The organism is Flavobacterium sp. BFFFF1, from assembly GCF_002256285.1.
Taxonomy (GTDB): Bacteria; Bacteroidota; Bacteroidia; order Flavobacteriales; family Flavobacteriaceae; genus Flavobacterium.
In genome coordinates, this window is sequence record NZ_NKJE01000020.1 from 51,531 (window position 1) to 65,050 (window position 13,520).

At 42.0% G+C, this 13,520-nt stretch carries 14 protein-coding genes; 4 read left to right on the top strand and 10 right to left on the bottom strand.

Features of this window, described 5'->3' with window-relative positions:
- The first annotated feature begins 64 nt into the window (after positions 1 to 64).
- Together CFE23_RS12340 and CFE23_RS12345 are read left to right on the top strand one after the other, a co-directional pair.
- Positions 65 to 853, top strand: a complete 789-nt coding sequence (locus tag CFE23_RS12340) for a hypothetical protein (protein ID WP_291088444.1) — start codon at positions 65 to 67, stop codon at positions 851 to 853.
- On the top strand, positions 853 to 1,467 hold the full coding sequence (locus CFE23_RS12345; RefSeq protein WP_291088445.1) for a deoxynucleoside kinase: 615 nt from the start codon (positions 853 to 855) through the stop codon (positions 1,465 to 1,467). Before CFE23_RS12340 ends, CFE23_RS12345 begins: the two co-directional genes overlap by 1 nt.
- Position 1,468: 1 nt before the next feature.
- Here the strand turns inward: CFE23_RS12345 and CFE23_RS12350 are convergent, their stop codons facing one another.
- From CFE23_RS12350 to CFE23_RS12365, 4 genes are all read right to left on the bottom strand, one after another.
- The gene (locus CFE23_RS12350) at positions 1,469 to 3,055 is read right to left on the bottom strand and encodes a beta-N-acetylhexosaminidase (protein ID WP_291088447.1); all 1,587 of its coding nucleotides are present in this window, start codon (positions 3,053 to 3,055) and stop codon (positions 1,469 to 1,471) included.
- 301 nt (positions 3,056 to 3,356) lie between these two features.
- Positions 3,357 to 4,211 (bottom strand): acetyl-CoA carboxylase, carboxyltransferase subunit beta, encoded by an 855-nt coding sequence (gene accD, locus CFE23_RS12355; protein ID WP_291088449.1) that lies wholly within the window; start codon positions 4,209 to 4,211, stop codon positions 3,357 to 3,359.
- A gap of 71 nt (positions 4,212 to 4,282) precedes the next feature.
- A complete protein-coding gene (gene fbaA / locus CFE23_RS12360) occupies positions 4,283 to 5,350 on the bottom strand; it encodes a class II fructose-bisphosphate aldolase (protein WP_291088451.1) in 1,068 nt (355 codons plus the stop codon).
- Positions 5,351 to 5,397: 47 nt separating this feature from the next.
- The gene (locus CFE23_RS12365) at positions 5,398 to 8,001 is read right to left on the bottom strand and encodes a BamA/TamA family outer membrane protein (RefSeq protein WP_291088453.1); all 2,604 of its coding nucleotides are present in this window, start codon (positions 7,999 to 8,001) and stop codon (positions 5,398 to 5,400) included.
- 7 nt (positions 8,002 to 8,008) lie between these two features.
- Here CFE23_RS12365 and CFE23_RS12370 point away from each other — a divergent pair, with 7 nt between their 5' ends.
- Entirely contained in the window at positions 8,009 to 8,737 is a 729-nt protein-coding gene (locus CFE23_RS12370) for an RNA methyltransferase (protein WP_291088455.1), read from the top strand.
- Between the two features lies 1 nt (position 8,738).
- Here the strand turns inward: CFE23_RS12370 and CFE23_RS12375 are convergent, their stop codons facing one another.
- From CFE23_RS12375 to CFE23_RS12390, 4 genes are read right to left on the bottom strand one after another with little or no spacing between them, the layout of a single operon-like run.
- On the bottom strand, positions 8,739 to 9,443 hold the full coding sequence (locus CFE23_RS12375) for a porin family protein (protein WP_291088457.1): 705 nt from the start codon (positions 9,441 to 9,443) through the stop codon (positions 8,739 to 8,741).
- A gap of 1 nt (position 9,444) precedes the next feature.
- Positions 9,445 to 10,176: a bifunctional demethylmenaquinone methyltransferase/2-methoxy-6-polyprenyl-1,4-benzoquinol methylase UbiE gene (gene ubiE / locus CFE23_RS12380; protein WP_291088459.1), complete on the bottom strand. Its 732-nt coding sequence runs from the start codon at positions 10,174 to 10,176 to the stop codon at positions 9,445 to 9,447.
- Between the two features lie 47 nt (positions 10,177 to 10,223).
- Positions 10,224 to 10,706 carry a dihydrofolate reductase gene (locus CFE23_RS12385; protein WP_291088461.1) on the bottom strand — a complete coding sequence of 161 codons (483 nt, stop codon included), beginning with the start codon at positions 10,704 to 10,706 and terminating at the stop codon, positions 10,224 to 10,226.
- A gap of 4 nt (positions 10,707 to 10,710) precedes the next feature.
- The gene (locus CFE23_RS12390) at positions 10,711 to 11,040 is read right to left on the bottom strand and encodes a 2TM domain-containing protein (protein ID WP_291088463.1); all 330 of its coding nucleotides are present in this window, start codon (positions 11,038 to 11,040) and stop codon (positions 10,711 to 10,713) included.
- Between the two features lie 240 nt (positions 11,041 to 11,280).
- Between CFE23_RS12390 and CFE23_RS12395 the strand changes: the two genes are divergently transcribed.
- Positions 11,281 to 11,577, top strand: a complete 297-nt coding sequence (locus CFE23_RS12395; protein ID WP_291088465.1) for an isoamylase early set domain-containing protein — start codon at positions 11,281 to 11,283, stop codon at positions 11,575 to 11,577.
- A 46-nt stretch (positions 11,578 to 11,623) separates the two neighbouring features.
- Here CFE23_RS12395 and CFE23_RS12400 read toward each other — a convergent pair whose 3' ends face one another.
- Both CFE23_RS12400 and CFE23_RS12405 read right to left on the bottom strand, forming a co-directional pair.
- Positions 11,624 to 12,586, bottom strand: a complete 963-nt coding sequence (locus tag CFE23_RS12400) for an energy transducer TonB (RefSeq protein ID WP_291088467.1) — start codon at positions 12,584 to 12,586, stop codon at positions 11,624 to 11,626.
- A 6-nt stretch (positions 12,587 to 12,592) separates the two neighbouring features.
- Complete coding sequence (locus CFE23_RS12405; RefSeq protein WP_291088468.1) at positions 12,593 to 13,417, bottom strand: thymidylate synthase; 825 nt, start codon at positions 13,415 to 13,417, stop codon at positions 12,593 to 12,595.
- Positions 13,418 to 13,520: the final 103 nt, after the last annotated feature.

Here is a 13,520-nt window from a genome sequence, read left to right on the forward strand (position 1 = left end):
TGTTACAAATCTTTTGTTAAATAACGCATGATGACGAACTGGAATTTTCGTAATTTGGCAACGTATGAAAAAAATCCTAATCATTATTGCAGCCTTTTTCCTGACACCAACGTTCCCACAGGACACCATTTCGGCAGTCCGGAAAAATTTTCTTTCCATCAGCGCTGATGATTTCGTGGGGCGTGATGACTTTGGATTTGTCTATTACATCAAAGACAATGTGCTGTTCAAAGAAAAAGACGGAAAATCGATGGATTACAAAAATCTTGGTCTCGGCAGGATTAAACGCGTCGACCTGCAAAATCCATTAAAAATCCTTATTTTTTACGAAGACTTTAATACGGTGGTAACTGTAGACAATCAGCTGAATGAAACCCAGAAAATCAACTTCTCAGCACTTGATGCCTCACCAGTGATTACTGCCGCCGGAACAGCGTCACAAAACCGCTTTTGGATTTACAACAGCCTGACGCAGCAAATCGGATTGTTCGACTACCTCAAAAACACTTATTTGTTTATCGCGCCGCCGGTCACTGGAACGATTGCCACTTACACTTCCGATTTTAACTATTTCCAATGGATTGACGCAGATGGAAAGTGGTATTCCTGCGATTTGTTTGGAAAAGTGCAAAGCATGGGAAGTGTACCACAAAATGACAAATTGTGTTTCATCGGACGCGAGGGACTAATCTATGCCGCCGATGCGAAATTGTATTTTTTCAGCATTAAAAATGATAAAAAATATTACATTGAGAATATTGATAAAAGCTTCCAAACTTTTTTTTTCAAAGACCAAATTTTATCTATTTTTACCAATCGGGGAATTACGAATTATAAAATCACCTTACCATAATGCACATAGCAGTAGCAGGAAATATTGGCGCCGGAAAAACCACACTTACGCGTTTATTGTCGAAACATTTTAAATGGGAGCCACATTATGAAGACGTGGTGGACAACCCCTACCTCGATGATTTTTACCACCAGATGGAGCGTTGGTCTTTTAACCTGCAGATTTACTTCCTCAACAGCCGTTTCAGGCAAATCCTGCAGATTCGGGAAAGTGGTAAAAAGATCATCCAGGACCGTACCATTTATGAGGACGCCCATATTTTTGCGCCAAACCTTCATGCGATGGGATTGATGACCAACCGTGATTTCCAGAATTACACGTCATTATTTGAACTGATGGAAAGCCTTGTAAAGGCGCCAGACCTGATGATTTATCTCAGAAGTTCCATTCCAAATCTCGTCGGGCAGATACACAAGCGCGGACGGGATTATGAAAATTCAATTTCGATCGACTATTTAAGCCGCCTGAACGAACGTTACGAAGCATGGATCCAGACATACAACAAGGGAAAACTATTGATCATCGATGTGGACAACATTGATTTTGTGAACAATCCAGAAGATCTTGGAGAAATCCTAAACCGTATCAATGCCGAATTAAACGGGCTTTTTTAGCCTAATGCTTGAGTATTTCCCTGCAGTAATTCACGCCAAGATTATCCAATAATTTGAGGTGCTTCATAAGCCGTTGATAAAAATCGCTATATTCTTCAGATTTGGCGGTGCCCCATAACACTTCGGAAAGTGCGGCAATCCTGGGAAAAACCATGTATTCCACATGGTCTTCTGAGGCAATGTATTCCGTCCAGACATTTGCCTGAGCGCCCATGATATATTTTGCTTCAGACGCCGACAAGCCTTCCGGAACCGGATGAAAAGAATATACTTTTTCCGTTGTGATCATGCCGCCAATGGCAAGCGGTTGTGTGCTTGAATCTGCCTGATATTGGTCAAAATAACAGTGTGAGCCCGGTGACATCACAACATGATGCTGCTGTTTCGCTGCTGCGATACCGCCCTCAGTGCCACGCCAACTCATTACAGCGGCATTTGGCGCCAAACCACCTTCCAGAATTTCGTCCCATCCAATGATTTTTCTGCCTTTTGAATTCACGAATTTTTCAATCCTCGTAATAAAATAACTTTGAAGCCCGTGCTCATCTTTCAATCCGAGTTCTGCTATCATGGCCTGACAATGCGGGCATTTTTCCCATCTCGCTTTTGGACACTCATCGCCACCAATATGAATATATTCCGAAGGAAATAGTGGCATCACTTCAGACAAAACGTCTTCCAGAAATGCAATCGTTGCTTCTTTCGGACAGAAAACATCATCCAGAACGCCCCACCGTCGGGCTACTTCAAACGGACCTCCAGTACATGATAGCTCAGGATAAGCAGCTAAGGCAGCCTGAGCATGCCCTGGCATTTCAATTTCGGGAATAATTGCAATATGCCTTTCTTTGGCGTAGGCCACGACTTCCTTAATTTGCTCCTGTGTGTAAAACCCGCCATAGCGGATGCTATCGTATTTTTGATCGTTGTAATGGCCCACCATCGTTCCGTTCCTCCACGCTCCTATTTCAGTCAGTTTTGGGTACTTCTTAATTTCTATACGCCAGCCCTGGTCGTCAGTAAGGTGCCAATGAAAGGTATTCATTTTGTACATGGCGAGGTAATCGATGTATTTCTTCACAAAATCTACAGAGAAAAAATGCCTGCAAACGTCGAGGTGCATGCCGCGCCATTTAAAAAGCGGCGCGTCGGAAACCCGGATACACTTGATTGGAAGCGATGCCGATTTTTCAACTGGCAACAGCTGAACCAACGTCTGTACGCCATACCAAATACCAGTAGCACTTGACGAAATGATATCAATCCTGGTCTTTTGAACTTCGAGACGGTACTTCCCTTCCTGTTCATTCGATGTATCGGAAGGAACAATTGAAAAATATATGACACGCTGGTCCGTCGAAGGTTTTGTTGTCAGTGTTCTCAATTCAATTCCGTACTGCCCGGCAACGTAGTCCTTTAAAAACCGGGCTTCAAAAGAATCTTTTCCTGCTGAAATAAATGTGTTTCCGTCAAGCAGGAAATTCCCATTCTGAAGATGAGCTTCAATAGGTTTCGGAATTAAAGGCAACGATGATTGCGCCAGAGCGGCCTGAGAAATCAGTAAAAAGAAGAGTATTTTTTTGTACATCCGAAAAGTTTTGGACTAAGATAAAAAAAATATATCCCGAAGTTTCGGGTAGCAACCAAAACAATCGGGATATATACCAAATCTAAGCTCCCCTAGCTTAAAAAATATGAAGATTTCAAACTTGTAACCAGCCACCGCATTACGGAAAAATTTACCAATGGTCCCCTAAAAATAAATTAACAATCCGGCGCCGGTTACAATATGTATAGTGTTTGAACAGGACAAAGATGGGAAAGGTAAACGACAAAAAAAATACCCTCTAGAGGGTATTTTTTAGGTAAATTTCAAGAAATAATACTACTTATCTTACATCCTCATTCAGGATTAGATCAATGAATAAATTAATCTTGTTCTTTAATTCTTTCCTTGGTGTAATGAAATCCAGAAAACCGTGCTCTAAAACAAACTCTGCGGTCTGGAATCCTTCCGGCAGGTCCTTTCCGGTAGTATCTTTTACCACTCGTGGACCTGCAAACCCGATTAATGCTCCGGGCTCTGAAATATTTACGTCACCCAACATGGCATACGATGCTGTCGTTCCTCCGGTGGTTGGGTCTGTGCAAAGGGAAATATACGGGATTTTAGCTTCTGCCAATTGTGCCAGTTTAGCAGAAGTCTTTGCCAATTGCATTAAGGAATAGGCCGCTTCCATCATTCTGGCGCCTCCGGATTTTGAAATCATTACAAACGGCACTTTATTCTTAATCGAATAATCGATTCCGCGCGCAATTTTCTCTCCTACCACAGCACCCATAGATCCTCCGATAAAAGCAAAATCCATACAGCAGACGACCAGTTCACGTCCTTTTGACTTTCCAACACCAGTGCGCACCGCATCCTTTAACTTGGTTTTTTCCATCGCATCTTTAAGACGGTCAGAATATTTCTTGGTATCCACAAAATGCAAAGGATCTTTTGAGGTCATTTTGGCATCAAGCTCCTTAAATTCGTTGTTGTCAAAAAGGATTTCAAAATATTCCTTACTGCCAATCCTTACATGGAATCCATCTTCAGGGCTTACATAAAGATTCCTGGCCAGTTCATCTGCATCAATAATCTTTCCTGTGGGTGACTTATACCAAAGCCCTTTAGGAACATCTTTTTTATCTTCTGTTGCGGTAGTAATTCCCTTTTGTGTTCTTTTAAACCAAGCCATACTTAATTGTGAATTGTGAATTATGAATTAAGAATGACAGCCACCCTCAATCCCTAAATCGTAATTTGAAATTATAAAGTGTTTACGTTGTTTAAGTCGGCAAATGCCTGCTCTAACCTTGTATTGAAGGTAACCTCGCCTTCACGTACCCATTTTCTTGGGTCGTAATGTTTTTTATTCGGTGCGTCTGACCCGTCAGGATTACCAATTTGTGTTTTCAGGTATTCGATATTTTTGGTCATGTAGTCCCGAATTCCTTCGGTGAAAGCAAACTGGAGATCTGTATCGATGTTCATCTTAATCACGCCATAACTGATTGCTTCCCTGATTTCCTCGACGGTAGAGCCCGATCCGCCATGAAATACAAAATCAACCGGATTCTTGCCTGTGTTGTGCTTTTCCTGAATGTAATCCTGTGAATCCCTAAGTATTGTCGGGGTCAGCTTAACGTTGCCCGGTTTGTATACGCCATGGACATTTCCGAATGCGGCGGCGATGGTAAAACGTGGGCTCACTTTAAGCAGTTCTGTATAAGCGTAGTCCACATCTTCTGGGGTTGAATACAGTTCTGAATGGTCTACACCTGAATTATCCACACCATCTTCTTCTCCGCCGGTGATACCCAGTTCAATTTCAAGCGTCATACCCATTTTCGACATCCTTTCAAGATATTTTTTACAGGTCTCAATATTTTCATGCATCGGTTCTTCGGATAAATCCAACATATGCGAGCTGAAAAGCGGCTTTCCTGTTTCAGCAAAGTGTTTTTCACTTGCATCAAGCAGACCGTCGATCCATGGTAAAAGTTTTTTAGCACAGTGATCTGTATGGAGGATTACAGTAGCTCCGTAAGCTTCCGCTAAAGTGTGTATATGTTTTGCACCGGCAATAGATCCTAAAATTGCTGATTGCTCACCGGCATTAGAAAGGCCTTTCCCTGCATTAAACTGGCCGCCACCGTTTGAAAACTGAATAATCACTGGCGCCTTCAACTTTGCAGCCGTTTCCAAAACACCGTTAATCGTACTGGAACCAGTTACATTTACCGCCGGAAGGGCAAACCCTTTTTCCTTTGCATACCTGAATATTTCCTGAACCTGATCACCAGTTGCAACTCCCGGTTTAATAGAATGAGCCATTATGTTTTCTGTTTTAAGTTAAGTTTACAAAAATAACAATTCTTGCTTTAGAACGGATAATTAATCCCAATATTTAAAACCGAGTTTGCGAAATTGTAGTCCCTGAACCACTTCTTTCCTGACGTATCGGCGGGGTTGTAAGTCTTGAATCCCATGTCAATGCGCACCACAAAGAAGCTCAGGTCGTAACGCAATCCAAAACCAGAACCCACCGCCATATCTTTAAGTGAAGCGATTCCTTCAAAATTCCCTCCTTCAGCTTCATAAGGTCCGTCGTCAAATACATTCCAGATGTTCCCGGCATCGACAAACAACGCGCCTTTAAAGTTATTGAGGATCTTAAAACGCATTTCTGCACTGGTAGTCAATTTTAGGTTCGCTTCATTAAAATCATTGACGGCGCCACTTCGTCCAGGACCCAGACTGTATGGCTGCCACGCCCGGATGTCATTTGACCCACCCGCAAAGTAGCTTCGTGAAAACGGTACACTCGTCGAATTTCCGTAAGGGATGGCAATCCCGAAAAAACCACGCACCGCGAGTACTTTCTCCCGCGTAAAATCCCAGTGCCTGATGTATTCGAATTCCGTCTTTATATATTGGGAATATTCAATACCGAAAACCTTCTTTTTTGAAAGTTGGTTGTCGATGGTTTTTGTTGCGGTAGCAAAAAGCGACAGTACATTGCCGGCCGATTCTATTTTTGTTCGGAAAATGTAAAAATTATTATCGCTTAGCGAACTTTTGGTAGTCTTCGAAAAACTATAGCTCGATGCGAGGATCAGGTTGTTTTCGGTTAGCCTTTTGCGTCTTTCCTCTATACTTTTAATCGTTTTGAAGTCGGCTGAGCCGGGCTGCGGACCAAAACCGCTTTCAGTAACATCGGTGGTGAAGCCTGTTGTTCCAGTAGGTATGGATAACTTCCTTTCATCGGCGGGAACCGTGTTGTCAACAAAATAAGAAGGATCAGCATTGTATTCCTTTGCGAGGTCATTCAAAGCCGTAAACGATGAACGGTATACTTCAAAATAATTGTTGATATTTAAATTGTTAACATACTGAACATTGAAAAGGTCAAACCGGGCATTATGATTTCGCTTCGGCGTCCAGTTGTACGTCATCGAACCGGTAAAATTCTCTTTGTCGAGCCCAATGTTCTGCTGCTTTGCGAAACCAAAACTCAGTGCTGTGGAAGGCAGCATCTTTTTCGGAATAATATTTTCCGTATTAAACGGCAACAGCACCCTGGGGAAATTCAGTTTTGTATCTAACCCATATTCAGAAATATTGAAAAACGTGTTATTGGGGTTCGCGAGGTCTTTTGAAGAACCGATATTTCCTCTGGCTGCAATCTCAAGGGTTTCCGCCCCATTAAAAACATTTCGGATCGCCAATGATGTGGTTGCAGCGATACCGAAATCCTGAATGTTGGAATGCGTAAAATCGAGCGATGCCCCAAAACTGTACTTGGGTCTTGGCGTCAGGATGATATTGGCGATCAGGGAATTCTCATCCTTTTCGTCTACCCGATATTGCACCAGCGGATAATTGAAAATCTTTAGATTCCCGAGGTAACGGACCGTTAGGTTCGTCCTTAAATCAGAATACAGGCTGCCCGGAGTGATAAAAACCGCATCCGTGATTGCCTTTGGACGGTACTTTAATTTTTTATAACTGTACAGATTGAACCCATTAAAGGCCACACTATCGTTAATTTTGGATTTGTCAGCCTCATTAGAATTGTCGGTAATGATGTTCACCTTGCTGATCTTATACAACTTGAACGGACGCTGATAAGTGGTATCACCGGTCCTGATATTTTGGTCGCTGATGACCATTTCAACATTCGTTTTGTGCGTGGTGCCGACGGTATCCAGGTTAAAGGTAATGTTTGCCTGCTGGAAATAGAAGGCGCCACGATTTCGGAAATAAGTGTTAAGCCTGTTGCGTTCCGCATCAAAATTTTCTGTCTTGAAATTCTCCCCTTTCTTCAGAAACGACTGCGCCTTGCTTTCCATATAAAGCGAGTCCAATGCTGGCGTATTGATCTGCGTCCTGATCGAATCCAGTTTTGAGACAGCCCCCTTTGTAAAAGTGTAAGTGACTTTCCCTTTTTTGCCGGCTAAAGTATCGATCTTATAACTTCCTGCAGCGTTAAAATAGCCATTGTTGAAATAATAGGCCTTGACCCTGCCCACCGACTTCTTCACCTTCGTTTCATCGATAATGACAGGCGCTTCGCCAATCTTCTTCAAAAAATTATGTATCCCAAGGTACCAAAACGACTGCCCCTTTCTCGCTACCTGCTTTGCCGAATACAATTTTACCTGTCGCGCATATTTTTTGGGGTTGTTCAGGAATTTTGCTTTGTACGAAGAATCGGGGTTTTTCCGGGCCAGGTTGTAAAGGTTGAGCCTGAAGCGATACCCAAGAATCGAACTGTTGGGCTTTTGATATAAAAGTTCACTGACCGTACCGTTTTTATCTTTCTCCCCATCAACGGTGATGTTGTTGTCAACCAGCAGGCTTTTCCCTTCCGGGACCCTTTTTACACTATTACACGCAGAATAAATAATCCCGATTATAATAATTAAAGCTATTTTTGCAAATGCGTTTCTCAACTGGTAACGGAAATTTATCCAAAAGTACATTTTTTCCATGGTTAGTAAAAACCAAATAAAATTAATCTCGTCGCTTCAGCAAAAAAAATACCGGGCTTTGAACGGTTTATTTATTGCGGAAGGCGTAAAAGTGATCAGCGAACTTTTGGATTCCCACTTTTCCCTGGAACATTTATATACGACTGCGCCACTTTTTGTCGAAATACCTGCTTCAAAAAGGAGCGTGATCTCTGAAACTGAAATCGGGAAAATCAGCGCACTGAACACCGCCAATAACGCACTCGCCGTTTTTCGGATTCCAGATGCAGTTCCTATAAAACAACAAGGATTAATCGTCGCGCTGGATGACATCAGGGACCCGGGGAATTTGGGAACCATTATCCGTTTGTGCGATTGGTTCGGAATTGCTCAGATTGTATGCTCCGAAGAAACGGTAGACGTGTATAATCCGAAAGTGGTACAGGCGACTATGGGTTCGCTGGCAAGGGTAAATGTAAGTTACTTAAACTTAAACAACTTTCTTGCCAATTCAGACATTCCTGTTTTTGGAACCTTTATGGATGGCGAAAACATTTACAAATCGATTTTACCCAGCGAAGGCATCATTGTGATGGGGAATGAGGCCAATGGCATTTCAATTGATGTTGAAAAAACGGTTTCCAAACGATTGTCGATTCCGCGCTTCGGAAATAACCAGAAAACCGAAAGCCTGAACGTAGCCACCGCGACCGCGATTATCCTAAGCGAATTTTGCAGGAACTCCTGAATTAATGAAAGGTAAAGTTGACGAAAACGGCACGCGTCTGCATTGAACTGATGTTTCCGGTCCATGGACTGTTTGGGTCATTGTCGCGAACCAATTCATCGTTTAAACTGAACACGCCCCGAATCGATGGCGACAGTTTGAAGTATTCAAAATAAAGGTCAATTCCGACGCCTATTTCGTAAAAATTGGTCCACTTAATCATCCTGAACCGGTTGTTGGAGTTATCATCCTTCGCGGTTGCATTGCTGGAAAGATTGAGTGCTGAACCGAATCCGCCGATGACATATGGTTTTATGTTTCCAGTCCTTACTGAAGAAATTTTCAGCAATAAAGGAAAATGGATGTACGTTGATTTTACTTCCCTGAGTCCATCATAAATATTGGTAAAGCCGGGAAAGGTCAGGTTCCTTTGGTTGAAATACAATCCCGGTTCAAAACGAAGATCAAAATAGTCATTGAAACGCAAATTTCCAACGAGCCCGACGTTGAAGCCGATGGTTGATTCTACAGCGACATCTACATCCGGAGTGGTTTTATAATCGAATTTAAAATCGTAAGAATTAAACCCTAAAAAATACCCCCAATGCACGCGCTGCTTATCAAAATTTTCAAGATTGATAATCGGATCCTTGCCAAACATACTGCCGAACTGTGCATGTGAAACAACCGAAACCAATAGTATAAAGAAGAAAAAAAGTCTTTTCATATTAATTTTTCGATGCTGAATAAATCGTCGCCACACCAAAGGTCTGCGGAAGCGACTTAACCTCTATAAACCCCGTTTTCCTTAAAATATTGTTCAGCGCCTCACCATAAGGAAAAACGGAAGCCGAATCGGACAGGTATCTGTAAGCCGAATTGTCTTTCGAGAACAACCTTCCAATCAAAGGAAGTATATTTTTGGAATAAAAACGGTAAAATTGTTTATACGGCGATTTTTCAGGCTGCGAGGTTTCCAGAATCACAAAAATGCCACCGGGCTTGAGCACCCGCAGAATTTCAGCAAGCCCTTTTTCAAGGTTCTCAAAATTCCTGACGCCAAAGGCTACCGTGATCGCGTCAAATGTATTGTCGTCAAACGTCATGTTTTCAGAATCGCCAATGACCATATCGATTTTATCGGACAGTTTTCTATCTGCAATTTTATGTTTCCCTACCTCCAGCATGCCCGCCGAAATATCGAGTCCAATGATTTTTTTGGCATTGGTTTGCGACATCAGGATGGCAAGATCGCCGGTTCCGGTTGCAATATCGAGAATGGTATCTGGACGCGTATCCTGAACCATTTTCAACACTTTTTTCCGCCATTTGATATCGATACCAAAAGAAATCACGCGATTTAACCCGTCATAACTGCCTGATATATTATCGAACATTTGAGTAACCTGCTCTTTTTTCCCAAGTTGGGAATCTTTGTAAGGAGTGATATTTTCCGGCACGGTGATTTTTTTTTGCAAAGATAAACGAGAAATTCAGAAAACGGGTCTTATTTCCTGACGAAAGTCTGAAAACTAAAGGAATACTTGTGCTTTTCATCAGCCGGATGTAACGTTTCAGATACCATCTTCCACAAATGCGGATTGATTACCGGGAAAAAGGCGTCCGCTTCGAAATGGCCGTGAACCCGCGTCAAGTCTATGGTATCAGCATATGCCATTCCCAGTTCATAAATCTGGCCCCCACCAATAATATAAGCATCTTCATTGGCCGGAACCCGGGCCAGCGCCTCGTCCATACTGCTGACCACAATGCAATTCTCAGGAGTGTAGTCTTTTTGACGGGTAATCACAATGTGGGTTCGGTTTGGCAGCTGTTTCGGAAATCCTTCGAAAGTCTTTCTACCCATGATGATGTGATGCCCGGTCGTCACTTCTTTAAATCTTTTAAAGTCATCCGGCAAATGCCATAACAAACTATTGTCTTTGCCCAGCGCATTGTTTTCGGCTGCCGCCGCAATCATTATCACCATGAAATTATTCTTTTTCTGTATCCATCCTCGATTCCAGTTGTCGGACACGGTTTTGCTGTTTTGCAATCAGCCGGTTGATTTGTTCTCTTTCCCATTCTTTATTCATAAAGCGATCCGTAATGTACACCTTTATGAAATGGAGAATTACGATAAAAAACCATATCGTGGCCGCCCAGATATCCCACTGCTGCGGTTCGCCAAATTTAAGCAATTCATTGGCGACGAACATAAATAAACTTCCGATAAGAAAGAACACGAAATGATAATAAAGGTATTTCTTCTGCCTGATCCGTTTTCGTGCATATTCATATTGTTCGTAGGCTTCTTTTTCCATTTTTGGCGATTTTTGGCTTTTAAAGGTAAAATTATTTTCGAAAATTAACAATTCGGGACTGCAGATAATTTATCGTGCAAAGGTTTTCGTTTTTAACATATTAAATTTAATCCACTTAAAATTAAGAATTTACGGATATTATAACAGACTTTTTGTCATTACGGTAATTCTGCAGTGCCTTTACTGAACTTTCACGTGAATTTGTTTTCTTTGCCGTATAATTCTAAAACAGAATCAGTTATGGCAATTAAAAAACAAGTTATAAAAACAAAACCGGTTGTTAAAGTGACCTTTTCACTGGAAGCTAAAGAAGCGAATACAGCGGCAGTAGTTGGCGATTTCAACAACTGGAATCCTGCTGAAGGCGAATTGAGCAAATTGAAAAACGGAACGTTCAAAGGAACTTTCGATTTGGGAAAAGACGCTTCATACGAGTTCAGGTATTTGGTTGATGGTACTTTTATCAATGAAACCGAAGCTGATTCTTATCAGTGGAACGACTTTGCAAATGCTGAAAACAGTGTTTTGGCATTGTAATCACTTACCAATGAAAAACTTAAAATCCGCTTTCGAGCGGATTTTTTTATTCTGAGGCAACAATTTTTATGGGAAGGCTGAAATTCGCGCTCACTTTGATCCCGCGCAATAACGGCGGCTGCATTTCCCTGTAGCCGGCAACGATTCGCAATGCCTCAGCATCCACATTACTGCCGAGACTTCTCAAAATCACTAAATTTGTGAGGCTACTGTCTTCATTTACTTTAAAATTAACAATTACAGACCCGTTGATGTTTTGGCCTTCAGGAACATGAAAACTTTTCATGATGTATTGATAAAAGCCCTTCATGCCGTCCTTTGGCTCTGCCATGATATAAAGTTTAGTGTAGGGATGCTTTTCATTATTTTTGTCTGTTGATTCCCCTTCGATCAGATTGCCATTCTCATATTTTTCCCAGAAGGTAAATTTGTATTTGTCATTACTGCCAGTCCATTGGCCATCCTTAAATCCGTTTTTCAACTTCCCTGACAACAAACAACCGTCTTGCTCATCTTCGTAATCTCCGTTGCCGTTCACTGCGGTTTGCTTTCCGCTTAAGTTCCAAAATTGATTAATCTTCAAAACACTTACAGTCCTGCCTTCGTTTTGCTTTTCAATGTATTCTCCCTCTTCCTTTCTGTTGCCGTTTTCATACCATGAATTATAAGATCCGATTGCAAGCGACACTTCTGTTTTACTCTTGGGCTTTCTGTAATTAACCACCGATTTCTTATTTCCGTTTTCATAGAACTCAGTAAAGACACCGGTTGCGCGGAGCACTTCCTTGTCAATAGAATTTCCCTGTCGCTGCAATTGCCCCGATTTATAATAGTACTGGAATGTATATTCGTCTTTATCCACATAATAATCCCTGACAATCTGGTATTTAGCTGCATCTTCTTCAGTAGTGACGCGGCCAATAGAGTCTGTATAGATTATTTTGTCGGCATTACGCTGGCTGAATGACGAAAAACTGGTAAGCAACAGCAGTAAGAATAGTCTTTTCACAGTGTTTTAAACAGCTACAGCGCCTTTAATGTGGGGATGTGGATCATAATTTTCCAGAGTAAAATCTTCAAATTTGAAATCAAAAATGTCTTTTACTTCAGGATTTAAAATCATTTTTGGCAATGGCCTTGGGTCCCTGCTTAATTGCAGTTCAAGCTGCTCCATATGATTGTTGTAAATGTGCGCGTCGCCGAAAGTATGGATAAAATCACCCGGTTTCAGGTCACAGACCTGCGCAATCATCATGGTTAACAATGCGTAAGAAGCAATATTAAATGGGACCCCCAAAAATATATCAGCACTCCGTTGGTACAATTGGCAGGATAATTTGCCATCGGCGACATAAAACTGGAAAAACGCGTGACACGGCGGAAGGGCTACTTTTCCATTCGCAACATTCTCGGCAAAAGAAATTGAAGTATCAGGAAGTACCGAAGGATTCCAGGCAGAAATCAACATCCTGCGGCTGTTCGGATTGGTCTTGAGCGTCTCGATCAACTCTGTAATCTGGTCTATTTCCTCGCTGTTCCAATTGCGCCACTGGTGTCCGTAAACCGGTCCGAGATTGCCGTTCTCGTCTGCCCATTCATCCCAGATCTTTACGCCGTTTTCATTCAGGTAACCGATATTGGTCTCGCCTTTCAGGAACCAAAGCAGCTCATAAATAATCGATTTCAGGTGAAGCTTTTTAGTGGTCACCATCGGAAAACCTTCACTGAGGTCAAACCGCATCTGGTATCCGAAAACGCTTTTTGTTCCGGTTCCCGTACGGTCTCCTTTTTGGGTGCCGTTATCGAGGACGTGTTTTACTAAATCGAGGTATTGCTTCATGTTTTCTTTAGGTTTTGGGTTTTGGGTTTTGGGTTTTGGGCTTCACTAACACCCAACATCTAATACCCAACGCCCGTTTTAAGACTCCCTTTTCGAGATCTCA